This is a genomic window from Shewanella salipaludis (genome assembly GCF_012911865.1).
GTDB lineage: Bacteria > Pseudomonadota > Gammaproteobacteria > Enterobacterales > Shewanellaceae > Shewanella > Shewanella salipaludis.
The window spans coordinates 222,997-244,574 of record NZ_JAAXYH010000002.1 but is presented as its reverse complement, the minus strand read 5'-3'; the positions used below and the strand labels follow the sequence as shown (position 1 = coordinate 244,574).

23 protein-coding genes are annotated in these 21,578 nt (G+C 57.5%); 12 read left to right on the top strand and 11 right to left on the bottom strand.

What is annotated here, in order from left to right; translation table 11 throughout:
- Positions 1-57 precede the first annotated feature (57 nt).
- Complete coding sequence (locus HC757_RS04040) at positions 58-366, bottom strand: hypothetical protein (RefSeq protein ID WP_169563023.1); 309 nt, start codon at positions 364-366, stop codon at positions 58-60.
- Between the two features lie 340 nt (positions 367-706).
- Between HC757_RS04040 and HC757_RS04035 the strand changes: the two genes are divergently transcribed.
- Both HC757_RS04035 and HC757_RS04030 read left to right on the top strand, forming a co-directional pair.
- The gene (locus HC757_RS04035) at positions 707-904 is read left to right on the top strand and encodes a hypothetical protein (protein WP_169563022.1); all 198 of its coding nucleotides are present in this window, start codon (positions 707-709) and stop codon (positions 902-904) included.
- Between the two features lie 87 nt (positions 905-991).
- A complete protein-coding gene (locus tag HC757_RS04030) occupies positions 992-3,472 on the top strand; it encodes an AAA family ATPase (protein WP_169563021.1) in 2,481 nt (826 codons plus the stop codon).
- A gap of 42 nt (positions 3,473-3,514) precedes the next feature.
- Here HC757_RS04030 and HC757_RS04025 read toward each other — a convergent pair whose 3' ends face one another.
- The 3 genes from HC757_RS04025 to HC757_RS04015 are packed head-to-tail and all read right to left on the bottom strand — an operon-like array spanning position 3,515 to position 4,948.
- Positions 3,515-4,201 (bottom strand): DUF6058 family natural product biosynthesis protein, encoded by a 687-nt coding sequence (locus HC757_RS04025; RefSeq protein WP_169563020.1) that lies wholly within the window; start codon positions 4,199-4,201, stop codon positions 3,515-3,517.
- Between the two features lie 43 nt (positions 4,202-4,244).
- A complete protein-coding gene (locus tag HC757_RS04020; RefSeq protein WP_169563019.1) occupies positions 4,245-4,613 on the bottom strand; it encodes an antibiotic biosynthesis monooxygenase family protein in 369 nt (122 codons plus the stop codon).
- Positions 4,613-4,948 (bottom strand): NIPSNAP family protein, encoded by a 336-nt coding sequence (locus HC757_RS04015; protein ID WP_169563018.1) that lies wholly within the window; start codon positions 4,946-4,948, stop codon positions 4,613-4,615. Before HC757_RS04015 ends, HC757_RS04020 begins: the two co-directional genes overlap by 1 nt.
- 169 nt (positions 4,949-5,117) lie before the next feature.
- On the opposite strand from HC757_RS04015, the gene HC757_RS04010 reads away from it, so the two are divergent.
- From HC757_RS04010 to HC757_RS03995, 4 genes are all read left to right on the top strand, one after another.
- Entirely contained in the window at positions 5,118-5,813 is a 696-nt protein-coding gene (locus HC757_RS04010) for an ArsR/SmtB family transcription factor (RefSeq protein ID WP_169563017.1), read from the top strand.
- A 337-nt stretch (positions 5,814-6,150) separates the two neighbouring features.
- Positions 6,151-7,092 (top strand): M14 family metallopeptidase, encoded by a 942-nt coding sequence (locus HC757_RS04005; RefSeq protein WP_169563016.1) that lies wholly within the window; start codon positions 6,151-6,153, stop codon positions 7,090-7,092.
- 276 nt (positions 7,093-7,368) lie between these two features.
- Positions 7,369-8,241: a 6-carboxytetrahydropterin synthase gene (locus HC757_RS04000; protein ID WP_169563015.1), complete on the top strand. Its 873-nt coding sequence runs from the start codon at positions 7,369-7,371 to the stop codon at positions 8,239-8,241.
- A 131-nt stretch (positions 8,242-8,372) separates the two neighbouring features.
- Positions 8,373-9,176 (top strand): M23 family metallopeptidase, encoded by an 804-nt coding sequence (locus HC757_RS03995; protein WP_244623181.1) that lies wholly within the window; start codon positions 8,373-8,375, stop codon positions 9,174-9,176.
- 9 nt (positions 9,177-9,185) lie between these two features.
- Here the strand turns inward: HC757_RS03995 and HC757_RS03990 are convergent, their stop codons facing one another.
- The 3 genes from HC757_RS03990 to HC757_RS03980 all read right to left on the bottom strand — a co-directional run bounded on the left by HC757_RS03990 (position 9,186) and on the right by HC757_RS03980 (position 10,768).
- The gene (locus tag HC757_RS03990) at positions 9,186-9,449 is read right to left on the bottom strand and encodes a DUF5062 family protein (RefSeq protein WP_169563013.1); all 264 of its coding nucleotides are present in this window, start codon (positions 9,447-9,449) and stop codon (positions 9,186-9,188) included.
- Positions 9,450-9,570: 121 nt separating this feature from the next.
- Positions 9,571-10,191, bottom strand: coding sequence for a VOC family protein (locus HC757_RS03985; protein WP_169563012.1), 621 nt, complete (start codon positions 10,189-10,191; stop codon positions 9,571-9,573).
- A 67-nt stretch (positions 10,192-10,258) separates the two neighbouring features.
- Positions 10,259-10,768 (bottom strand): L,D-transpeptidase family protein, encoded by a 510-nt coding sequence (locus tag HC757_RS03980; RefSeq protein ID WP_169563011.1) that lies wholly within the window; start codon positions 10,766-10,768, stop codon positions 10,259-10,261.
- 214 nt (positions 10,769-10,982) lie between these two features.
- Between HC757_RS03980 and HC757_RS03975 the strand changes: the two genes are divergently transcribed.
- Together HC757_RS03975 and HC757_RS03970 are read left to right on the top strand one after the other, a co-directional pair.
- A complete protein-coding gene (locus HC757_RS03975) occupies positions 10,983-11,816 on the top strand; it encodes an ion transporter (RefSeq protein ID WP_169563010.1) in 834 nt (277 codons plus the stop codon).
- Between the two features lie 73 nt (positions 11,817-11,889).
- Complete coding sequence (locus HC757_RS03970; protein ID WP_169563009.1) at positions 11,890-13,395, top strand: MATE family efflux transporter; 1,506 nt, start codon at positions 11,890-11,892, stop codon at positions 13,393-13,395.
- Positions 13,396-13,544: 149 nt separating this feature from the next.
- On the opposite strand, the gene HC757_RS03965 is transcribed toward HC757_RS03970, so the two are convergent.
- Positions 13,545-13,799 carry a DUF2986 domain-containing protein gene (locus HC757_RS03965; protein ID WP_169563008.1) on the bottom strand — a complete coding sequence of 85 codons (255 nt, stop codon included), beginning with the start codon at positions 13,797-13,799 and terminating at the stop codon, positions 13,545-13,547.
- Between the two features lie 181 nt (positions 13,800-13,980).
- Here HC757_RS03965 and yqfB point away from each other — a divergent pair, with 181 nt between their 5' ends.
- On the top strand, positions 13,981-14,298 hold the full coding sequence (gene yqfB, locus HC757_RS03960) for a N(4)-acetylcytidine aminohydrolase (protein WP_169563007.1): 318 nt from the start codon (positions 13,981-13,983) through the stop codon (positions 14,296-14,298).
- A gap of 51 nt (positions 14,299-14,349) precedes the next feature.
- Here the strand turns inward: yqfB and HC757_RS03955 are convergent, their stop codons facing one another.
- Positions 14,350-14,802 carry a hypothetical protein gene (locus HC757_RS03955; RefSeq protein ID WP_169563006.1) on the bottom strand — a complete coding sequence of 151 codons (453 nt, stop codon included), beginning with the start codon at positions 14,800-14,802 and terminating at the stop codon, positions 14,350-14,352.
- A gap of 111 nt (positions 14,803-14,913) precedes the next feature.
- Between HC757_RS03955 and HC757_RS03950 the strand changes: the two genes are divergently transcribed.
- Positions 14,914-15,603, top strand: coding sequence for an energy-coupling factor ABC transporter permease (locus HC757_RS03950; protein ID WP_169563005.1), 690 nt, complete (start codon positions 14,914-14,916; stop codon positions 15,601-15,603).
- A 156-nt stretch (positions 15,604-15,759) separates the two neighbouring features.
- On the opposite strand, the gene HC757_RS03945 is transcribed toward HC757_RS03950, so the two are convergent.
- Positions 15,760-16,116, bottom strand: coding sequence for a glutaredoxin family protein (locus tag HC757_RS03945; protein WP_169563004.1), 357 nt, complete (start codon positions 16,114-16,116; stop codon positions 15,760-15,762).
- Between the two features lie 154 nt (positions 16,117-16,270).
- Positions 16,271-19,396, bottom strand: coding sequence for a DUF748 domain-containing protein (locus HC757_RS03940; protein WP_169563003.1), 3,126 nt, complete (start codon positions 19,394-19,396; stop codon positions 16,271-16,273).
- A 272-nt stretch (positions 19,397-19,668) separates the two neighbouring features.
- On the opposite strand from HC757_RS03940, the gene HC757_RS03935 reads away from it, so the two are divergent.
- Together HC757_RS03935 and HC757_RS03930 are read left to right on the top strand one after the other, a co-directional pair.
- Entirely contained in the window at positions 19,669-20,670 is a 1,002-nt protein-coding gene (locus HC757_RS03935; RefSeq protein ID WP_169563002.1) for a 2Fe-2S iron-sulfur cluster-binding protein, read from the top strand.
- Between the two features lie 179 nt (positions 20,671-20,849).
- Positions 20,850-21,557: a DUF445 domain-containing protein gene (locus HC757_RS03930; RefSeq protein ID WP_169563001.1), complete on the top strand. Its 708-nt coding sequence runs from the start codon at positions 20,850-20,852 to the stop codon at positions 21,555-21,557.
- Positions 21,558-21,578: the final 21 nt, after the last annotated feature.

Sequence of the window (21,578 nt, the reverse complement as noted above, 5' to 3'; positions counted from 1 at the left end):
TCATATCAGCAGGACTTAGGCAGCGGCTCAGGCTTTGCCTTTACCGGCTCAGCCCTGTCAGCACTTGGGCGTTGCTGTTTTCAGGCCGGCTTGCACTTCTTTGCATGCATCCTCAACCTTGTTGCCCAATTCGGTCGCCGCCGCATCCAGCTTATCGCCCATCTCTTCCAGGGCCTGGTCGCTCAATTCCAGCGTCTTGTTCGGCTTGTCATCCGCCTCTGTGGCGACGTCATCCATGGTCTTGTCCATTGCCTGCATCTCGGCACTGGTCTTTATGACACCCGTTTCTTCGGCCTGCTTGTCGTTGCAGGCGGTGAGAGTGCAGATGAGCAGGAGTGCTGCGATGCCTGTGGGTATGATTTTCATGTTACTTCCTCTAAACATTGGAGTCGAAATGAGTTCCGCCATTCGGTGCCATGAAACAAAGAGCGGGAAGGCTGAGGCACTGACGGAACGACTTAAAAAGCGCAATGGGCTTGGGTTCACCCTTGCGACAGCGGAAACCGCAATCGGGCAGAGACTAATACAGTCGCCATCCAGCTGGCAATGGCTCGCCAGTTGGCGCAGCAAATAAAGGCCCGTTCGGGGGCCGGTGCACCCAGGCATGCAACACGGGCGTTGCAGCCTGGCGACTTTCTTCACTCCGTCTTAACCTTGGGTTACCTCAAGCTATCAAAGCTGTCGCCAAGCTGAATGGCATAGGCTCATGTTCGGCAACGAGGCCGGCTGGCGGCCCGTGGTGTTCGATGCCGAAGCCGGCTCTGTGGCGCTGCAACTGACTGAAGTGGCCAGTATGATGGCAGGTCGACCCCATAGGCTCGCGAGCTTCGGCGAAGCGTTGGAGGGGCAAAGGGTGATCGAAGCGACTCAGGGCCTCAAGCCGGACATAGGCGCACTGAATTGAATGCGTTGCAGCGCCCGGGTTGACCATCCCGGCTGGGGCGAATGGACTATAATCAGGAATATCTTTGACCGTCGCAGGGGGCAGAAGGTGTTTCAGCAATATATCCGCCAATGCAGCCAGGAAGTGCACAAGAGCCTGAATGTTGCCATCGCCGAACTGGCCAGCGCCCACCAGAATGTGCTCACCCCCGAACATCTGCTGCTGGGGCTGATCTCCTTGCCGGACTCGGAAGCTGTGCAGATGTTGCAGCAAGTGCTGGACAATCCCCAGCAAGCCCTGAGGGATCTCACCCAGGACATCTACCTCTCCCTGGAGCAGCTGCCGCTGCAACAACAGGCCAACCAGGTCGTCGCCTCTCCCGAGGTCGAAGAAGTCTTTCGTATCGCACTGAAAGAGGCCAAAAAACTCGGCGATGCCTTCACGGGCACAGGCGCCCTGCTGCTGGGACTCTGTCACGAGCGTGCCGGTGCCGTCGCCATCCACCTGAGCAATCATGGCATTAAGGCCGAACCGTTGCGCAAGGTGTTGATCCAGCTTAGAAACGGTAAGACGCTCGACGCCCAGGATGCCGAGGGGCGCAAGGATCCGCTGGATGAATATACCCAGGATCTGACCAAGATGGCTCGCAGCGGCGAGTTGGATCCCGTCATAGGCAGGGAAGATGAAATCGCCAGGGTGATCCAGACCCTGTCGCGGCGCAAGAAAAACAACCCTGTGCTGATAGGCGAACCCGGGGTCGGCAAGACAGTGATAGTCGAGGGGCTGGCCCAGCGCATCGCCGAGGCCAGGGTGCCCGACATCCTCAGGGGTAAGCGTGTGCTGTCGCTGGATCTGGCGGAAATCATCGCGGGTGCCAGCATGCGCGGCGAGTTCGAGGAGCGCATCAAGGGGGTACGCGATGCCGTCATAGCCTCTCAGGGGCAGATCATCCTCTTCATCGACGAGTTGCATACCGTGGTTGGCGCAGGTGCCGGTGCCGGCGGCCTGGATGCGCCGGCGCTGCTCAAGAGTGCCTTGGCTCAAGGGGCGCTGCAGGTCATAGGGGCCGACACCCTGGAGGAGTATCACAGGTATGTCGAGGCCGATAAGGCGCTGGAGCGGCGCTTTCAGCCCATAATGGTGCGCGAACCCAGCGTCGAGGAAACCATCGCCATCCTCGAGGGCCTGGCCCCCAAGTTTGAGAGTCACCATGATATCCATTATCGGCCCCAGGCGCTGGAGGCCGCCGCCAGATTGTCGGAGCGTTATATTACCGACCGTCACTTGCCGGACAAGGCGGTGGATCTGATGGATGAGGCGGGGGCCGACCGCAGGTTGCACCTGTTGGCCCTGTCCAGGCCGATGCAGGAATTGGAACGTCAACGTCAGTCACTGCTGGCCGATAAGCAAGATGCCTTCAATGCGCAGGAGTTTGAGCGGGTCGCCGCGCTGCAGACGCAGATCATCAATCTGGAACAGCAGCTGGATGCGGAGCGCAATCAGCTGCTGAACGACAGGAGCGCCGAAGACAGGTGGGTGACGGCCGAAGACATAGCGCGGGTGGTTTCCCGCCTGACGGGGATCCCCGTCGCCCGGCTGGCAGAGTCAGAGAGCGACAAGCTGTCGCATATGGAAGACAAACTGCATCAGCGCATCGTCGGGCAGCAGGATGCAGTGTCGGCGGTGGCCAATGCCATACGCCGCAATCGCACCGGCATAGACCGTGGCCATAGGCCCATAGGCTCCTTCCTGTTTCTCGGCCCCACGGGCGTAGGCAAGACGGAGCTGGCCAAGGCCTTGGCGGAATTCATGCTCGATGACGAGAGCAAGATCATTCGCCTGGACATGTCCGAATACATGGAGCGCCATGAGGTGTCCAAGATGATAGGCGCCCCGCCGGGTTACGTGGGTTACGGTGAGGGCGGCCAGCTGACGGAGAAGGTACGCCGCAATCCCTACAGCATTATTTTGCTGGACGAACTGGAGAAGGCTCATCCGGATGTGTTCAACATACTGCTGCAAATCCTCGAAGACGGGCGTCTGACCGACGCCCAGGGCCGTACCGTGTCCTTTCGCAACACCTTGCTGATAGGCACCTCCAACCTGGGGTCGGAGGCGCTGATCACCGACAGGCCGCCGGTGGGCTTCATCTTCAGTAAAGATCCCGATTATGAAACGGCACGCCACTCGGTGATGCAGGAGGTGAAGAAGTTTTTCAAACCCGAATTTCTCAACCGCCTCGACGACATCATAGTGTTCCATTACCTGACCCGGGAGGATGTACAGCAGATAGCCAGGCTCTTGCTCAAGAGCCTGTGTCAGCAGATGCAGGCCATAGGCATACGCCTGGTGATTGCCGAGGCCGTCATCGCCAAATTGGCCAAGGACGGTTTCGAGCCCGCCTACGGTGCCCGGCCACTGAGGCGCGAGATAGAAAGGCAGCTGGAGAACCCCATAGCCGCCATGATAGTCGGCAATCAGTGTGGCCCTGGCAGCGTGATCTACATAGAGCTGCCGGCAGAGGATCAGCCGATAAGTCTGAGAGTGGCCGCGGAAACTCAAGCGCCGAAGCAAGCGCCCGCCGGCTAGCGGGCGGGGGGTGAGCGGGGAGTGAGGTAACAGGCTGCCGGCTCATGCGTCCTGGGCCTGCAAACGATAGCGGCGGCGCATCTCATCCACCAACCTATGTCGGGAGCTGCGCTGTCTTTCGTGTGGCGCAAACCCGGCGCTGACCTCATCCAACAGGTTCACTGCCCTGGTCAGCTTAAGTCGCTGCTGCTCATCCAGTTCACTATCCAGTTCGTCTTCTGTGGTCATGGCGTTGATGGCCGAGATGGCGAGTTCCTTGGCCGCGATATCTTCCGGCAGGCCTGACCTGGTGCAGAGGCCATAGGTCCCCGCCAGGAAATGCGTCCATTCCCGCTCAATATGTGCATCCAGCGTCGGGCCCGAGGTCAAATTGTGGCATAACTGGCCATGGGCCTGCAGCCGTTCCATGGCATCGCGGTAACGCCGATAAAATATCGGGTAACCGTTTGCGCCAGCCGCGGCTCTGCTTGCCTGCACCGGGTGAGTCTCCAGCGAGTGCAGCAGCGCCAGCCAGGCGGCATAGCCCCTGGCGTAGTACTCTATCTCATCTTGTTCCCTGTGGGGGCCGAAGAAGGAATCGCAGCCGATATCCAGCCGCAGCCGGTAGGAGCATAGCGGCATGGCGCCCTGGTTTTGGTAACGTCGCAGCGCCTGCTCCGTGACCTGGGTGATCTCCAGCAGTTGCTGTAGGGTGTAAAAATGGCGATCGAGGTAGTCGAGCAGTTCCATGTCAGCGGCTCCAGGTGTTAGGAAATGGTATCAGGAAATGGTGTCAGCAAATGCTGTCAGGGCATGATTGCGGCGAGGATTGCGGCGAGGATTGCGGCACCTGAGCCCGGTCAAACATGCCGTAATCACGGACCACTTCTGCGACCCTCAGCCGATAGTCGGCGAAGATGTGTTCGCGGCCCTGGGTTTGGGCATGGCGATGGCATAGCTGTTCGCGCCAGGCGCGCACCGCGGTCTCATCTTCCCAGAATGACAGCGACAGCAGGCGTTCAGGATCCGCCAGGCTCTGAAACCTCTCTATGGAGATGAAGCCGGGCATCTCCACCAGGGTCGCCTTCAACTCGGTCGCGAGCGCCAGGTACGCCTCCTTAGTGGCATTTTTGGGTGTCACTTCAAAGATAACCGCTAGCATCATGCCTCCTGCGCCGGGCGTTGATAGGTATTGGGGACCGGGGTCAGGAAGCTGCGTTTCTCCGAGACGATGAACTCCCCCTGTTTGGCCAGCATGAAGTTAGCCTTGCCGGCCTCGGTCGTTTGCAACCTGTGGCGGTATGTTTCATAGTCGGCCAGGCTGTCGAAACTAATCAGGCCAAATGCCCTGTCATTGGTGCCCTCATGGGGCAGGAAGTAGCCGAGCAGTTCGCCGCCGCAGGCGGGAATGAGTTCGCCCCAGTTTTCGGCATACTCCCGAAACTGCTCGATCTTAAAGGGGTTGAGTTGGTATTCGATAAAACAGGTGATTTTCATCTCGCAGGTCTCCATTGCTTGTATTCATTGGCTTGTATTCATTGACGCCTTTAGGTAGCTTCTAGGCATAGTAACGGCCGGAAAAACCTATGCTTCGACGGCCATCGAACCGTATCGGCTGCAGGCGAGAGCCCGTAAATCGAGTCGCCCCCAGGATAGAAGACAATACATGGAACCCAACATCGCCTTTATCGCCGCCCTTATCGGCGACACCGCCCGCTCCCGCATCTTGGTCGCCCTGCTGGGAGGCCAGGCGCTGACGGCGACAGAACTGGCAGTGGAAGCCGATATCACGGCGCAAACCGCCAGCAGTCACCTGAGCAAGCTGGTGGAGGGCGAGCTGCTGCGGGTCCGCAAGCAGGGGCGGCATAAATATTTTCAGCTGCAGAGTCCGCAAGTCGCCGAGCTGCTGGAAAGCTTGCTCAATATCAGCGCCGGCAGCCTTAATCCCAAGAGTGTCCATGGGCCGGCGGATCCCGGGCTCAGACGGGCACGGGTCTGTTACGACCATTTGGCCGGCGAACTTGGGGTGGCGCTCTATGATGCCCTGGGGGCGCAAAACCTGCTCACCCGGGAGCAGGATGAAACCCGCTTGACGCCCGATGGCAGGGCCTTTTTCGCCGCCTTGGGGCTGGATATCGAGGAACTCAAGGGGCGCCAGGGCAAGCGTCGGCGCCCGCTGTGCAAGTCATGCCTGGATTGGAGCGAGAGGCGCAGCCATCTCGCCGGGGTCTTGGGCAATTGGATCCTCGAGGATATTCTGGCGAAGGGCTGGGCAGAGAGGGCACTCGACTCCAGGGCCATGCTATTTACCGCCAGTGGTCTGCAAGCCTTCAGTAAGAGCTATGGTTTGGCTAAGGGCTAACCAAAACCTGGGCTGTGGGAAATTCGAGGCCATAGGAAGTTTGAGGTTATATAGGGCAGGATAAGCCTGGGCCTGCAACCCCAGGGCGTGAAGTGGCTATTTTGGCCTTATCTTTTGCCTGCTCCCTTTGCCTGGTATCCTTGATTAGCCTCTTTGCCTTATCTCTTTGACTGGTACCGTTGCCATGGGTCATGGCAACGATCTATGCTTTCCGGCCTCGGACGGGGATGCGGGTGTTACTTGGCTCACTCACACGGCTATTCGCTCACTTGCACGGCCAGGCAATAGCCGCTATTTTTGGCCCCAATCTGAATCAATAATGACAAAAGGCAGACTCATGCAAAGTTCAAATTCTTATCCCATAGGCACCCCAGGCGAACCTTGGGGAGACGTAGAGAAGGCGACTTGGCTGGCGAGAGCCGGCATCAAGCGCTCCTACCGGGAAGAAGTGCTCGACAAGCTTGAATCGCTCGGGACGCGCTTCGAGCGGCTGCAATACGGCGCTCTGTCCTATGATGCCGCGCGCTATCCGCTGCTGGCGCTGAAAACCCTGGGATGGGACAGCAACAAGCCCACAATCCTGATCACCGGCGGAGTGCATGGCTATGAGACCAGCGGGGTGCAGGGGGCGATCAAGTTCCTCGATACCCAGGCCGAAAATTACGCTGAACACTTCAATATCCTGGTGGCCCCCTGCGTCAGCCCCTGGGGTTATGAAACCATCAATCGCTGGAACCCCAATGCCGTGGATCCCAATCGCTCCTTCTACGCCCAGAGTCCGGCCGAAGAGTCGGCTGCCTTGATGCGTCTGGTTGCATCCCTGGAGTGTGACATCCTGGCGCACATAGATCTGCATGAAACCACAGACTCGGACGAGCAGGAGTTCAGACCGGCACTGGCGGCCCGTGACGGTCAGGACTATGTGGCAGACACAGTGCCGGACGGCTTCTACCTGGTGGGGGACAGTGAGAATCCGCAGCCGGCGTTCCAGGAAGCCATCATAGCCGCCGTGAGTGCCGTGACCCACATAGCCCCGGCCGACGCCGCCGGCAAGATCATCGGCGAACCCCTGTCGCAGCCGGGGGTGATCAACTATCCGGTGAAGACGCTGGGACTCTGCAGCAGCCTGACCCATTGCACCTATGGCACCACCACAGAGGTGTACCCGGATAGCCCCAGGGTGAGCGAGCGCGAATGCAACGACGCCCAGGTGGCCGCCATCACGGGGGCGCTGGATTACATCCTGAGCCAAGCGTCACAGAATGAGCGCCTGGCTTAAGCCTCAGGCCTAAGCGCCAAGCCTGGGCCACCGTCTTGAGCTGCCAAGCGCATCCCCGGATGCGCTTTTTGTTTCATGGGCCGCGGCGCCGGGCCGATAAAACCAGCGGAATAATGGTCATGGGCGAATCATTCCTCGCCGATATGGGCACAATTGATTAGAATGTCCGACACTACATGAGTATCCGTGCTTACGGGCATCTGGGTTCCACCGGCCACTGCCGGCAGGAACCATTTTGGGTCAAGAGGTGGACTGTTTTTCCGCCTGGGAGTTTACATGCAACTGTTTGTCAAAGATTTAACCGTATTGGACTTTTCCTACCTGTGTCCGCAGCGCGGCATGGTAGGGGAAAGTTGGATAATAGATGTGTTGCTCGATGGTGGTCTGGACGAGCAGAATATGGTGCTCGATTTCGCCAAGGTGAAGCGCACCATAAAGCAAACCATAGATGCGGTGGCCGATCACCGTTTATTGGTGCCCACCGCCTGTAACCAGGTGCGCTGGCAGCAGCAGGGCGACAGAGTCTGGATGGATTTCGACAGCGAGCAGGGGGGGATCCACCTGGCTTGTCCCGCCCAGGCTTTCGCCCTGGTGCCGAGCGAAGTGATAGACTTTGCCAGCGTGAATCTGTTCCTGCAACAGGCGCTGCGTGAGGTTCTGCCCGCCAATGTCGAAGGCATCTACCTGACCCTGCGCAACGAACAGTTGGATACTCCTTATTACCATTACAGCCACGGGCTGCGTAAACATGACGGCAATTGTCAGCGCATCGCCCATGGGCATCGCAGCCCTGTGACCGTGTTTGAAAACGGCGAGGCGGCCCTCTTCTGGGATGAGTACTGGGCCAGACGCTGGCAGGATATTTATCTGGGCAGTGAGGAAGATCTTGTGTCTGTCACCGAGCTGACCCTGTCGCCTCAGACCCAGATCAGCGATGACAGTCACTACGGCTTCCATTACCAGGCGCCCCAGGGGGATTTTCAGCTCGCCATGCCCAAGGGTAATTGTGATCTCATTCCCCATGACACTACGGTCGAATTGCTGGCCGACTTCATGGCCAGCACCCTGGCGGCCAAAGTGCCCGGCAGTCACTTCAAGGTGATTGCCTTCGAGGGTGTCGGCAAGGGGGCCATCGCCAGTCATGGCTAGCACCAGTATTCAGGCCTGAGCATAGCTCAGGCTTTTTGTTAATGAGCTTTAAGGAGGCAAATGTGCGGCATTTGTTGAGTTGGATCCCTCTGGCAACCGGGCTGCTGAGTGGCGTTACCGCCGTGGATGTGATGGCCGAGGTGAGTTTTCAGGGCGAGTTTCGCCAGGGCGCTTTGATCCGGGCGGCGGCGCCGGCGGGAACTCGGGTCAGCCTCAACGGCGAGCCACTCAGGGTGACACCCGGGGGGCAGTTTGCCTTCGGTTTCGATCGCGATGCCGAGGCGGAGCAGAGCCTTAGCCTGGTGTACCCGGACGGGCTGACCGAGATTAAACCCCTCAAAGTCGCCAAGCGGCAGTACGATATTCAGCAGGTGAAAGGGATCAGCAAGCAGATAATGCAGCCGGACCCCAAGGCATTGGCGCGGGCAGCCAAAGACAGCGCCGCGGTCAAGGCCGCAAGGGCCACAGACTCGGCGCAGACGGCATTCTTGAGTGACTTCATCTGGCCACTGACGGGCAGAGTCTCCGGGGTCTACGGCAGCCAGAGAGTCTATAATGGCGTCCCCGGCAATCCGCACTTCGGCGTCGACGTGGCGGCCAAGACAGGCACTGTGGTGGTGGCTCCCGCCGATGGGGTGATAAGCCTGGCGGTGCCCGACATGTTTTACTCGGGTGGCACAGTGATCATAGATCATGGCTATGGGGTGAGCTCCAGCTTCCTGCATCTGAGCAAGCTGTACCTCAAGGCGGGTGATGCTGTGAAGCAAGGCCAGGCGGTGGCCGAAGTGGGGTCCACCGGTCGGGCCACCGGGCCACATCTTGACTGGCGGCTCAATTGGTACCAGATGCGCCTCGATGCCGGCAGCCTGGTGCCCGCCATGGACCAGGTACTGGCCGCCAAGCGGCGCAAGACCAGCGCCAAGGCTGAGCGCTGATCGGCGGCGTTAATCGTTCAGCAGTGGGTGTTCGGTCGGCAATTGCCGGCTGATCCAGAGTATGAGTTTATGTTTCATGTTGGGGCCGTCTTCCTTGTCTTTGGCCAGAGGCTGGATCAAGTTGTCGTTGACCAATAAGCGGTAGATACATTCGACCTTGTCTTTCGGTGACACCCCCTTGTCGAAGTCGGCGAAACCGCGTTTCTTGGCGTAACCTACACCTATCTCCAGTGCCAATTTCAGCAGCTGCGGCTCATGCTTCATCTGTTTCATCGCTGACCTCTCCCTAATCCTGTGTTACTTAAGCCTATTTATCGCCCGAAAAAACCGAATGGGCAAGCCTATTCGGTCGCGGACATGGGAGATACGGGATGGCGCCGCCTCAGCTGTTTAGCTAGCCCGGCCTATACAGCTCGGTCTGTGTCTGTGTCTGTGTTTGTGCCTGGGCTTCGCTGGCGACTATGGCCTGGATTGAGTGGGGGTGCAGCTTGATACACAGGGGCCCGGCCTTGAAGGCTATGGTCGGGTTGGCGAGGCGTTCGCCAGCTCCCTTGGGGGAGCTGAGCTTAACTTCTATGTCCGTGCCGCCGGCGAGCACCGGGGTCAAAGCGGGCACGCGTGCGAGCAGTTCGGCTGCCAGGGTCTGGCAGTCCCTGGCCTGTGATGGCAGCACCAGCTCTATGTGTTCCCAGCCTTCCTTGGGGTAGTGTTTGTCGCCAGGGTAGGGCAGCTCTATGCACTCGACAGACATGGGGCCCAGCTGCAGTGGCTCATCCAGCTTAATGATCAATATGGGCCTGCCGTTGATCTTGGCCTCGGAAATAACCTGTCCCCGGCGGCTAAAGGCGAGGCGCAGGGCATCGGCGGCGGCGACACTGTTGACCCTGAGGGCCACGTGATCGCATTCCAGCTGCAGCTGGGTCAGTCCCAAACGGGCGATGAACTCTTGTGTGGCCTGGACGAATGCCGGCCAGCCGGCATCCAGGGCGTCAAGACTGAGGGGGAGTGCTGTCATTGTGTGTCTCGTTAATCCTGCTTGTGCTAATGCTGCTAAGGCTATAGTGCCAATGCGGGCGAGGGGCTCAGGGCCAGATCTCTATCGGGGTGCCTGCGTCTATGGCCTGCCAGATCTCATCCATTTCCTTGTTGGTGACTGCGATACAGCCATTGGTCCAGTTGTATCTCTGTGCCTCTTCCGCCGGCAGGGAAGATCTGGGATTCTGGCCATGGATCATGATCATGCCGCCTGGGCTTAACCCCAGTGCCTGGGCCCGCAGCTTGTCTTCTTCATTGGGATAGGATATGTGGATGGACTTATAAAAGGCGCTGTCGGACTTTTTGTAGTCTAATAGATAGCGCCCCTGGGGAGTGCGTTGATCGCCTTCCTTGAGCTTATGGCCGGCTGGCGTGTCCCCCATGGCGATGTGATATTTTTTGACTATCTCCCCGTTACGCAACAACACCAGGCTATTCTCGGATTTGGTGACCACCACCAGATCGACTTTCACTGCGGCGGGGGACGATGAGGCTTGCAGTGGCAAAGACAATAGCTGGCTCAGCAAGACGGCGGCCGATAACAAAGTAAAACGCATAATTCCCTCAAACAGTCGGCAAGTGGTTTAAGCAGTGATTCAAGCATATAGATGCGCATGGGTGACGCGCCATGTTGCCGGGATGATACCCGAAATTATAAGCCTTGTTGACTAGATTATTTTTGAGCCGGGTGCCAATGCATGGCAGACTGGCACCCTGACGACTGCCAGCCAGTGGTCCCGTGAATGCTTGATAATGGAAGTTAGCTGATATATGTCCAAAGAAAACAATGATGACCATGGCCTTAGGCATAGGCTCAGGGTAGTGATATTCGGCACAGATACTCCGGCCGGGCGCTATTTCGATTTAGCCCTCATCTTATGTATCGTCTTGAGTGTCGCCCTGGTGTTTCTCGATACCATACGCAGTATCAATCAGGAGTATAGCCAGCTGATCCGGGGGCTTGAGTGGGTGTTCACCGTCATCTTTACCCTGGAATATGGCTTGCGCCTCTATAGCTCGACCAAGCCGCTGGCGTATGCCCGCAGTTTCTATGGGGTGGTGGATCTCTTGTCCATATTGCCCAGCTACCTGGCGATCTTTATTCCCGGCGCCAACGTCACCTTGGTTATCAGGGTATTGCGTTTATTCCGTATCTTCCGGGTGCTCAAGTTGTTGCGCTACCTGAGTGAAGGCAATGTTTTGCTCAAGGCGATATTGCAGTCGGGGCGTAAGGTGTTCATCTTCTTCTTTTCCGTCAGCCTGATCATCATGGTGCTCGGCGCCATCATGTATGTGGTCGAAGGGCCAGTGAATGGCTTCAGCTCCATCCCCAAGTCTATCTACTGGACTGTGGTGACCATCACCACAGTAGGTTATGGCGATATCACCCCCAAGACCAACCTGGGTCAGGCGATCGCCGCCTTTACCATGTTGCTCGGCTATTCCATCATAGCTATCCCCACAGGGATATTGACGGTGGAAATTTCCCAGGAAATGAATCGCAGCCGTGACCTGCGACGTTGCAGTAATTGTTTGAAGATAGGCCATGAAAACAATGCATTATACTGCAATCATTGTGGCAGCGAACTGGAGTCGGATGCCTGAGAAGGCGATGGCCACCTGGACCGAATCTCATCTGGAAACTCATCTGAAAACTCATTTGGAAACAAGGATAACCATGACCAAGGCTAAGTTTGTACAGGGACCCATACTGAACCATATTTTGGTGATGAGTTCGACGGCCGCCGTCGGCATCTCGGCGCTGTTTGTGGTCGACCTGCTGGATATCTTCTTCCTCAGTCTATTGGGGGAGCAGGAGTTGGCGGCGGCGGTGGGCTATGCCGGCAGCATCTCCTTTTTCACCACTTCGATAGGCATAGGTCTGTCCATCGCCTTGGGCGCCCTGGTTTCCCGTGCTATAGGGGCCAAAGATCTCAAGCTCGCCAGGCGGTTGCTGCTCAACAGCGCCGTGGTGACCCTGGTGGTCAGCTTGCTGGTAGCGACCCTGGTGACCTGCTTCATTCCCGAATTGGTCTCCCTGGTCGGGGCGACGGGACATACGGCCGAGCTTGCCGCCGATTATCTCTACATACTGGTGCCCTCATTGCCTCTGATCTGCCTGGCAATGGCGCTGGGCGGGGCGCTGCGGGCCGTCGGCGATGCCAAGTTATCCATGTTCTCGACCCTGACGGGTGGCGGGGTCAATGCGATCTTCGATCCCATCTTAATCTTCATGTTTGCCATGGGGATCGAAGGTGCGGCGCTGGCGTCCGTGCTGGCGCGGCTGGCTGTGTTGCTGGTGGCCGGCCGGGGGATCATCTTCAAGCATAAGTTGTTCGGCCGCTTCGATTGGCAGGCGTTCAAGCAAGATCTCCGGCCGGTATTTGCCATTGCCGCGCCGGCCATGCTGACCAATGTCGCGACCCCCATAGGCAATGCCGTGGTGACCCGCGCCATCGCCGACTTCGGCGACGCCTATGTAGCGGGCTGGGCCGTGCTTGGCCGCCTCATTCCCGTCTGTTTCGGGATGATATTCGCCTTATCCGGTGCCATAGGCCCCATAGTGGGGCAGAACTATGGCGCCGGGGAATATGCCAGGGTGCGCGAAAGCCTGACCCGAGCCATCCAGTTCTGCACTTTTTATGTCTTGCTGGTGTCCCTGTTGTTGTTCGCCCTCAAGTCTCAAGTCATTCGGGTATTCGATCTTAAGGGGGACAGTGCCGAGCTGGTGTTGTTTTTCTGCAGCTACATAGCGGTATTCTTCATCTTTTCCGGCATACTGTTCGTCGCCAACGCTTCCTTCAACAACCTGGGTAAGGCGAAGTATTCCAGTTTCTTCAATGTGGGCAAGGCGACGCTGGGGACCATACCATTCGTGTATTTCGGTGCGCTATGGGGCGGCGTCCACGGGGTCTTGATCGGCCAGGTGCTGGGATCAGTGCTGTTCGGCGTCCTCGCCGTGATGATGGCCTATCGCTTGGTTGAGCGGGTCAGTACGCTTGCCCCCGGCGTCATGCTCGGCTCAGAGCCTGGCGGGGCCGAGGCGGAAGCCGAGATGAGTCCGATAAGCCCCAATCCCCTGTCTTCGTCATGCACTCAGATGGCGCAGTTGGCGGAGGAAGCCCTGGATGATTCCGTCCCCGAGCTGGTAGGCTTCAGCCGGCCGCAGGAGCCTGAGAAGTAGCGGAGCGGCGAGCCCTGATGCTGAGAGCGCTATCGCAAGCACTACCGAGAGTGCTCTGGGCATGATGAAGCATATGGGGATAAATAAGACTGAACCCGGACAGGGCCGGGTTCAACTTGGCAAACACTCCGGGACTCGGAGCGGGGATATCAGGCTTGGTTGTCGCCTGTGGCAGTTGCCGGAACGGCTTCTGTGCCCGGGCTTTCCGCGGCTTCGGTTTCAGGGGCATTGGCTTCCGCAGCGTTGACTTCCGCAGCGTCGGCCTGCGCGGCTAAACGCGCCCGCTCGGCCTTGGAGATGTAGCGCTCTTTGCCTGAGACACCGACACTGGTGACCTCGACCTTGTTCTGTCTGGCTTTGGCGCGCTTTGCCAGTTTCTTGATGATCTTTTGTTTCTTGTTCATTCTGTCTCTTACATACTTTGGCGACGATAGGGGAACCGTCGCTGCGGCCGGCGGCGCAATCAGGGGCGAATTCTAACGTAAACCGAGGCGGCTGACCATGTTTTGCTTCGATCCCATCTATTGAGTAAGCTTAGGTTTGGATGAAACTGGAATATCTGCATAGACCCTAAGGAGCTGGCGCATGACTCGACCCCTAAAGCAAATGACTTTTTATCATAGATTTGAAAAGGATATTCTCAGTGGCGCCAAGACTATCACCATCAGGAACCATGCCGAGGCGGATTTCTTGCCCGGCGAGATAGTGAGTGTTTCGACCTTCGAAACCGGCCGCTGGTTCTGCAATATTCAGATCTTGTCTGTGACCCCGCTCGAAGTAGACGACATAGATGAACGGCATGCGTTGCAGGAAAACATGCCGCTGGACGAGCTGCTGGCGGTGATTAGCCGCATCTATCCGGATGAGAAATCCCTGTATATGATCTGTTTCAAGCTATGTTGAGGCTGAGGCCAGCGACCCGTATTTGGGCTCGGCTGCGCTTCAGTCCGTTGCTCATTGCAGGGTAAATTTTTGCCTGTCGCCGGCATCGGCCCCTTCGTTGCACTCGCCGTGAATTTCACCTCGACCATAGGCTATCGAGCGATAGAGCTCTATGTAACCCTGACGGCAATAGCCGGTCATCTCCAGGGTTTTTCCTAACCCAAGTTCTATTTGGGCCGCCCAGTCTGCCAATGCCTGCGCTTGGTGCGCCGCGGCCTGCTGCCTATCTTTGGGGCTCATACGTCCGGCAGCGCGCAGTGGCCGTTCCCCGGCATCGCTCGCGTCAGGCAACGGGGCGTCGACCAGCCTGGCGCTGTAGGTAAAGAGTTTCAGGCCATTGTCCTTGATGTCGGTGGCGAGCCTGTCCTTGAGCTTGCCGGCATACTCGCCAGGATCCAGGGTGTTGCTGCAGCCGCACAACAGGCCGCAAGTGAGCAAGATTATCCGGGTAAAGTGCTGATTCATCCGAGGTCCATTAAAAACGTCATGATCTTAGTCAAGCAGATTACCTTAAAATAAGGTGTAATATCAGCTGATGAGGTTTTTAATCCACGCAGGGATGTAAAGGGGATAGCTTTGATTGACTATTGGTCACATCTGTTCGCCGACATAGATTGGCAATTCACCCGGGCCGATGCCATAGCGCTGGGGCTATTGCTCCTGTGGCTGAAGCTCATCTGGCCGGCAGAGGATATCAAGTCGCTGTTGGCGGATAGGTCGCAGCAGTCGCGGTTGTTGTTGATCCTGGTTGGCATCAATGGCTTATGGTTGCTTAACGCCAGCATCATGCCAGGCCTGGATGCACATTTTCTCGGGCTGGTCACTTGCATGCTGATGTTCGGCTGGCGCCTGAGCTGTGTCGCCTTGCTGCTGCCGGTGGCATTTTTCAGCCTCTTGCTGTTCAAGCAACCCGCGGCAATGGGGGCCTATGCCCTGTTCGGTGTGTGTCTGCCTCTGGGGCTCAGCTTCGCGTTCTACAGCTGGACTTACCACAAGTTGCCGCGCAATCTGTTCGTGTTTATCTTCTGCGGTGCCTTCATCAACGCCGGCCTCTCCATGGTGACTCATGAGTTGGGTTGGGCGCTCTGGCTCTTGCTGGCCACAGACTATGATTGGCCGACCCTGGTGGATAATTACCTGCTCTTGATCCCGCTGCTGGGTTTTCCCGAGGCGCTGCTCAATGGCATGGCGGTGACTCTGTTGGTGGTATATAGGCCACTCTGGCTGTATGACTATTCGGACCGGGCCTATTTCTGGCGCCAGTGATCTTGGCCTCTCAGCCGGAGTTTTGACGGAAAGCAATGTGCCCACAGGCGTGGGCACATTAGGGCTCTCTGTCATGAGACTCTGTCATGACGCGCTATCATGAGCTGCGATTTTGAGCGCCTGAACCAGGCCAACTCTGAGCTAGGCAAATCAGGGCTAGGCAAATTTGAGTTCGAGATAGTCTATGATCTCGGATGACTCATACAGCCAGGTTACCTGACCATCGGTCTCGATCCTCAGGCAAGGCACCTGAAGTTTGCCGCCCTGGCTGACCAAGGTGTCTTTGTTGGCGGCTTGTTTGGCATCGATAGTCGCTATGTTCAACCCTTGACGGCGAACGGCACGGCGCACCTTGACGCAAAAGGGACAGGCAGGATATTGATACAGGGACAGGCCTTGGGTCTGGGCATCGAGCGCCGCTTGCTCCGCCTGCGGACGTCGGGGTTTCTTGGGGGCGAAGATAAAGTTAAGGGTTAAAATAATCCGGCCCAAGAGCCAGCGAATAATAAACATAGGTTACCTTTAATCCAATCTGTGCTGTGTTGAAAGTCGCAGAGTGTAACCCAAGGGGATGGGGCTTAAAAGGACAAAGGCAGAAAAGCAAAGGGTGAGGACCCGGCGAACAGGGCCCGCCGGCAAACCATCAGGGCTGCCGGCGGGTCCTGGCTCATTCTGCGCCTAAGGTCAGTTGGGCCTCCTGGGCATTCTGGCTGAGATTGATGCGGCTCTCCAACAGGAATACACGTTCGGGAGCCACGCCCTGGGTGTCGACCAGATAGGCTTTGACCGCCTTGGATCTCGCCTGGGCCAAATCGCCCAAGTCGTCTTCGCCAAGCTTGATGGCGTTGCGGCATAGATTGTAGAGTGCCAGGTGCCAGCGGGTCAGCAGTGTCTCTTCGGTCAGCTCCTGTTCGCCGGCCTCGGCGAGGATCTTGGCCTTGATGTCCGCCGGCTCAGCCTCCAACAGGCGTAGATACAGTTGCTGCAGCGCCACGGATAAGGGGCCCTGGATGGGGAAGTGACTGGCGCTGAGCTTGGCCGGCAACGCCTCGACCTCTATGGCGGCGATTTCTGCCAGTTGGCGTTTCATTTGTGCTTCGGCCAAGGCTTGGCTGTCGTTTTTGGCATCGACTCCCGCCATTATGCTCACGGTGAGCTTGGGACGATCCGCCAGTGCCTTGGCCAGGATTGCCAGCTTCTCGCCTTCACTGGCCTCCAGCGTCGCCATGCCTGCGGCAAAGTGGATCTTGTCCAGGGCTTCTTCCGAGCCGAACAAGCCGGCCAACAGGGAGAAGGGGGCGGTCACAGCCTTGGTGATCACATTGGTGAAGGCGGTCAGCACTATGCCACCTATGCTGAAATCCGGTGAATCGAGATCGCCTGAGACTTCCATCCCGAGATCTATGACCCCGTTCCTGTCCTGCAACAGTGCCACCGCCAGGGTGACCGGCAGGCTGGTCGCCAGATCGCTGTCGCTGGGTTTCCCCAGTTCCAGCTGATCTATAACCAGGTGGTTCTTGCCCTTGAGTTGGTTGTTTTCCAGCTGATAATTGAGTGCCAGGGACAGCTGCCCCTTGTCTATGTAATATCCCGCATACGTACCCGAATAGGGATTGACCGAGGTCAGCTCGACATTCTTAAAGTCGAGATCGAGATCCAGGAAAGGTTGCTCCAGCAGGGGATTGATGTCGCCCTTGAGGGTCACAGGGGCATACTTGTCTATCTTGCCCCGGATATCCACGGAGGCCTTGGTGCCTGGGGTGGAGGACAAGGCGCTTATCTGGCCTTCCAGGCTTTCTATGCTGGCGGCGAAATTGGGGCTGATGCTGTTGTCGGCGAAGAAGGCCGAGCCATTGGCGAAGCTTATCTGATCGATAGTGACGTTGAAATCTTCAGCGGCCGTTGCATCTTTTGTGGATGTTTCCCCGGACTCGGCTTGGGCAGTCACTGGGGTTGCCGCCTCGGCGGCCGACGGCTGCGCCGCTTGGGCGACGACCAGGTTGCCTATGTTGGTGCTCCTGTCTTCGGCTATGATGACCTTGGCATAGGGCTCGGCGAAGGCGAGGGTGTCAATCGTCAGTTGCCGGGCGCCGGCATCGAACGCCAGCTGCTCGACGGCCAAAGACTGCCATTGCAGCAAGGGTGCCTTAAGCTGCTTGTCTCTTATCAGCAGTTCATCGACCCGGGCCGATCCTTTATAGATGGCCTTGCCGGCGGCATCGGCACGCAACTCGCCCTGGGTGCTGAGCGAGCCTGAGTCTATGTCTATGCTCAGGAAAGGACTGATATAGGGCTCAAATTGCGCCAATGCCAGCTGTGTCAGCGCTATCTTGGTGTCTAGGGTTTGCTGCAGCAGATCGGCCCGGCCCTGGGCCTGCAGTTTGCCCTGTTGGTTGAGCTCCAGCGACAGTTCATAGTCGACAGCCTGACTCAAGTCGCTGCGGATCTCGCCCGTGCTTAAGTTCAGCGGGTAGATGCGCCATTGCACTTGCGTCTGGGCGAGCCCTTGCTCGCTGAGGTTGATGTCATAGTCCTGCAGGGTGAAGCCGCCTAAGGTCACCAGCCAATTGGCCTCGGCAGCGGCTTTGGCTGTGATGTTGCCGGTCGCGGCGTCTGACGCCATCTCAGTGGCGGTTTGCGCTTCTGCCTGTGGTTCTGGCTTCACCTGCGCGGCTTTGGGTGACTCTTGCTGAGAGAGGGCCAAAAACTTGGGCATGAACAGCGGCAGCAGATCCACCCCGTCCTTGTCTATGGCGGCCTTGAGCATCAGCCCCCGGGTGCGGCTGTCGGCTATGGTGACCCGCTGGGCGGCAAGATCCACTGCTATGTCGTCCAACACAAATTCAGGCAGCACCAGGAGCGTCTGCTCCCTATGGCTGAACTCGAGCCGCTCCAGGCTCAAGTGTCCCTGGTCGCTTTGCAGTTGCAGCTGTTGGTCCTTATCTTGGCTCAGCTGGTAGTGGCTCTTTAGCCCCAGTTGACCACTGTCGAGCCTGGCGGCGAATTCGGCGGCGACAAAGGGCCAGAAGCGCGTGAGTTGCAGCCGCTCCAGCTGCAGCTCGCCCATGACCCGCAGCGGTTGCAACTGAAATTGCCCCTGCAGCCCTATCCTGGCTTCATCCTGATCATCGATCTGCAGGGCATAGCTGTTGATCGCCCTGGCATCTGCCTCGGCCCTGGCCAGCAACCCCCGGCTGTCGAATTGCGTCAGCTGCAGATTGATCTCCGGATAGCTGAGTATACCGCCGGTGACCTTGTCTTCGAGTCGCAGTGTGGCGCCCGTCAACTCAAAGTCGGCTATCTTGACCGGCATTAATGCCGCCGTCTCGGCTGCGGGAGTTGCCGGCGGCGCCTCGCTCTGGAAACGGGTGAGTAGGTCGCTGAAATTGAAACTGGCTTGTGGCGCATCGCTCAGTCTGGCCAGGTTGGCAGACAAGCCTGCTATCTGCAGCCTTTCGAGATCCAGGGTCTGCTGGAAAACGGAGCGCCAAAAATTGACCTCGACGCTGAGGCGATCTATGGCGGCAAAGTCGGCGTGATCCACTGCATCGACTCTGAACCGACGTATCTCGGCATCGAGCAGGAAGGGGTTGATCTTTATCTCGGCTATGCTGACGGGGCGACCCAGCAGCTCGCTCAGTTTGGCCGGCGCCTGGGTCTTGAGTAGGTAAGGCGTCAACAGCCCCAGCAGGGCGGCATAGAGTAAATAGCCTAACAGGCAGTAACCGGCGACACGCATAGCGCGCGGCAGGCGGAAAAATCTTTGGGTGAACGATGAGAGTTTAATGCGCATAACCAATGTCAGTATCCGAAAAGTTTGAATGACTTAACAAGTGCCGATTACCGGGGAATTGTCGCTATTCTAACGAATATCATGGGCTGAAAATATGCTTTAGCAGCAGAAATACCGAAAGAGTGTGCCTGTTGTGCTTAAATATAGCTCAGGGGACAACTCAGGCTAAGTTAATATTTAACCTTTTATTGACAATGAGTTAAATCGATTACATCTTAAAGGGTCACAGGGATTGGGGCTCTACTGCGGGTCCTGTAATGGATATAAAGGCAATGACATTATTTTACTGGAATGATGAGGCTTATACCGCCAAGCCAGGGGAAACTGTGTTGGATGCCTTGGTACGCCAGGGGCTGCCGATGAAGTTTTCCTGTAAGAAGGGGCGTTGTCGCAGTTGTTTGGTGCGTCATCTGGAAGGGGATATTTCGTTCGGTGCCCAGCGGGGCTTGAGTGAAGCGTTAACCCAGGCGGGTTATATCTATGCTTGCCAATGTTATCCGAGTGATTATTTAAAATTGGCATCCCCCCTTGTCGATGAGTTGTTCGTGCCGGCGCATCTGGTGGACAAACAGCTGATGTCAGACACCATAGTCAAACTCATCATCAAGCCAACTGCCGCTGTGGTTTTCCGTGCCGGTCAGTGTATTAACCTTCGCCGCAGTGATGGCCTGATGCGCAGCTATGCCATCGCCAGCCTGCCCGACACCGGCACCTTCGAGTTGCATATACGTCATAAACATCCAGGCCTGATGAGCGAATGGCTCTATCACAAGGTCAGGGTAGGTGAGACCCTCGGCGTCCAGGGGCCCTGGGGGGAATGCTGCTATCGGCCCGAATACGGGGCCGATAGCCTGCTGCTGGTGGCGGGCGGTGCCGGCCTTGGGCCGGCGCTCGGGATAGTGCGTGAGGCGATAGCGCTCGGGCATAGGGGGCCTATTTATCTGTACCACAGCGGCAGGTATTGCGACGATCTCTACTGGCATAGAGAACTGCTCAAGCTCATGTTGGCGCAACCCAACTTTCATTATCAGGGCTGCGTTACTGCGCCGGCCGAGCAGGCCAAGGTGGATGGACATAGGATAGTGCTGGGAGATGTCCTGGAGCTGGTTGCCGCCCGCCATAGGGTGACCCGGGAGCATCGCATCTATCTCTGTGGAGAACCGCAACAGGTTGCCAAGGGGCAGGAGTGGGCGTTTCTCAATGGTGTCGCCTTCGACAAGATCCATCTGTTGGCGTTCGATTATCAGGACCTGCGCAAGTACCCCAGGAGTTAACCTCAGATGCCTCATGCCCTATGTCATGGCTCGGCCGGGTTCTCTGCCCAGGCGGCAGAGATTAGCTGTGTTTAATCCCCTATGAAGTTGATAATATACGACGGTTTTCGTCGGCGACGCATTGAGCCGACGACCTTGGCCGCGTGGTTTGGCCGGTTTTTAGCATGGGGATACAGAGATTGAATAAGAGTGTGACAACAAATCTTATCGCAGCCATCCTGGTTTTGGCTGGTTATGGATTGAACAATGTCTTGGTGCTGACAGTTGGGCTGTTTGCCTTGTCGGGAGCCGTGACCAACTGGTTGGCCGTGTACATGTTGTTCGAAAAAGTGCCTGGTCTCTATGGCTCGGGCGTGGTGCCATCGCGGTTCGAAGAGTTTAAGGCCGGGATCTCACACCTGATGATGAAGCAGTTCTTTACCGACGAGAATATCGACAGGTTCCTGTCGGAAAAAGAGTCCGGCGTGGGACAGCTGGATCTGACCCCTGTGATAGAGAAGGTCGATCTGGCGCCGGCCTTCGATGCCTTGGTCAGTACCGTGGCCCAGTCCTCCTTCGGCGGCATGTTGGCCATGTTCGGTGGCACCGAGGCCTTGGTGCCACTCAAGGAGCCTTTCATCGCCAAGATGAAAGTGTCCCTGACCGAACTGGCCCAGAGTGAGGCTTTCTTCGAGTTGCTCAAAGAGGAGCTGGAGCAGCCGAATGTGCTGGCGGACATGCGCCATAAGGTAGAGAAAATCGTCAGTCAGCGCCTGGATGAGCTGACGCCGCAGATGGTTAAGCAGATAGTGCAGGAAATGATCAAGACACATCTGGGCTGGCTGGTGGTCTGGGGTGGGGTCTTCGGTGGCTTGATTGGCCTTGCCGCCGCCTTCATCCAGCACTAAGCTGATGACACTCGTGATGGG

Bases quoted from the DNA above. Each gene is read 5' to 3' on its own strand.
- HC757_RS04015 (WP_169563018.1), bottom strand. From the start codon at position 4,948: ATGAAAATCACCTGTTTTATCGAATACCAACTCAACCCCTTTAAGATC.
- HC757_RS03970 (WP_169563009.1), top strand. From the start codon at position 11,890: ATGACCAAGGCTAAGTTTGTACAGGGACCCATACTGAACCATATTTTG.
- HC757_RS03980 (WP_169563011.1), bottom strand. From the start codon at position 10,768: ATGCGTTTTACTTTGTTATCGGCCGCCGTCTTGCTGAGCCAGCTATTG.
- HC757_RS03975 (WP_169563010.1), top strand. From the start codon at position 10,983: ATGTCCAAAGAAAACAATGATGACCATGGCCTTAGGCATAGGCTCAGG.
- HC757_RS03940 (WP_169563003.1), bottom strand. From the start codon at position 19,396: ATGCGCATTAAACTCTCATCGTTCACCCAAAGATTTTTCCGCCTGCCG.
- HC757_RS04020 (WP_169563019.1), bottom strand. From the start codon at position 4,613: ATGCTAGCGGTTATCTTTGAAGTGACACCCAAAAATGCCACTAAGGAG.
- HC757_RS03995 (WP_244623181.1), top strand. From the start codon at position 8,373: ATGGCCGAGGTGAGTTTTCAGGGCGAGTTTCGCCAGGGCGCTTTGATC.
- HC757_RS03965 (WP_169563008.1), bottom strand. From the start codon at position 13,799: ATGAACAAGAAACAAAAGATCATCAAGAAACTGGCAAAGCGCGCCAAA.
- HC757_RS04025 (WP_169563020.1), bottom strand. From the start codon at position 4,201: ATGGAACTGCTCGACTACCTCGATCGCCATTTTTACACCCTACAGCAA.
- HC757_RS04005 (WP_169563016.1), top strand. From the start codon at position 6,151: ATGCAAAGTTCAAATTCTTATCCCATAGGCACCCCAGGCGAACCTTGG.
- HC757_RS04040 (WP_169563023.1), bottom strand. From the start codon at position 366: ATGAAAATCATACCCACAGGCATCGCAGCACTCCTGCTCATCTGCACT.
- HC757_RS04010 (WP_169563017.1), top strand. From the start codon at position 5,118: ATGGAACCCAACATCGCCTTTATCGCCGCCCTTATCGGCGACACCGCC.
- HC757_RS03985 (WP_169563012.1), bottom strand. From the start codon at position 10,191: ATGACAGCACTCCCCCTCAGTCTTGACGCCCTGGATGCCGGCTGGCCG.
- HC757_RS03990 (WP_169563013.1), bottom strand. From the start codon at position 9,449: ATGAAACAGATGAAGCATGAGCCGCAGCTGCTGAAATTGGCACTGGAG.
- HC757_RS03955 (WP_169563006.1), bottom strand. From the start codon at position 14,802: ATGAATCAGCACTTTACCCGGATAATCTTGCTCACTTGCGGCCTGTTG.
- HC757_RS03945 (WP_169563004.1), bottom strand. From the start codon at position 16,116: ATGTTTATTATTCGCTGGCTCTTGGGCCGGATTATTTTAACCCTTAAC.
- yqfB (WP_169563007.1), top strand. From the start codon at position 13,981: ATGACTCGACCCCTAAAGCAAATGACTTTTTATCATAGATTTGAAAAG.
- HC757_RS03935 (WP_169563002.1), top strand. From the start codon at position 19,669: ATGACATTATTTTACTGGAATGATGAGGCTTATACCGCCAAGCCAGGG.
- HC757_RS04000 (WP_169563015.1), top strand. From the start codon at position 7,369: ATGCAACTGTTTGTCAAAGATTTAACCGTATTGGACTTTTCCTACCTG.
- HC757_RS04035 (WP_169563022.1), top strand. From the start codon at position 707: ATGTTCGGCAACGAGGCCGGCTGGCGGCCCGTGGTGTTCGATGCCGAA.